Source organism: Candidatus Symbiopectobacterium sp. NZEC135, from assembly GCF_025962695.1.
This window is the reverse complement of record NZ_JAGFPF010001028.1, coordinates 1-768: the sequence shown is the minus strand read 5'-3', so window position 1 is coordinate 768 and position 768 is coordinate 1. Positions and strand designations below refer to the sequence as shown.

General features: G+C 59.9%; 1 protein-coding gene. It reads left to right on the top strand.

What is annotated here, in order from left to right:
- Window positions 1–138: 138 nt before the first annotated feature.
- Window positions 139–768, top strand: a 630-nt coding sequence (gene tam, locus J5224_RS32200) for a trans-aconitate 2-methyltransferase (protein ID WP_264629014.1), incomplete at its 3' end; no start/stop codon positions are given.

Genomic DNA, 768 nt, shown 5'->3' with positions numbered 1-768 from the left:
TGGGTGAGACACAATCAATCGGCGCATATTCGCGCAATACGTTGGAAATAAAAGGCAACGTATCCCCACAAGCGCCAGAGAAAGAAATCTGGCATGCTGTTTTCACCCTGCCCCGTCTGCTACCCATCAGGAACAACGATGAAAGATTGGAACCCCGCGCTCTATTTACGCTTTGCCAATGAACGCACCCGCCCGGCACAAGAACTGGTTGCCCGCATTGCACATCCGCATCCCAACACCGTCAGCGATCTGGGCTGCGGGCCGGGTAACAGCACTGAGCTGTTAGCGCAGGCGTGGCCGCACGCGACGGTGACGGGCGTCGATACTTCGGCAGCCATGCTGGCACAAGCACGCGAACGCCTGCCGCAGCAGCGGTTTGTGCAAGCAGATATCGCCACCTGGCGGCCCGCGCAGCCACAGGATGTGATTTATGCCAACGCCTCGTTGCAATGGGTGCCGGAGCATGCACAGCTGTTTCCGCATTTGGCACAGCAGCTGGCTCAAGGGGGTATGCTGGCGGTACAGATGCCGGATAACCTGGACGAACCCAGCCACCGGCTGATGCGCACGGTGGCCGAACAGGGACGCTGGCGTGATAAAATAGGTGATACCGCCAGTGTGCGCCAGCGCCTGCTCACCAGCAGCGCCTATTACGATCTGCTGACCAATGCCGGTTGCGACGTCGACCTGTGGCGCACCACTTACTATCACCCGATGGATGACGCACAGGCGATTGTCGATTGGCTTCGCGCCACCGGCCTGCGCCCT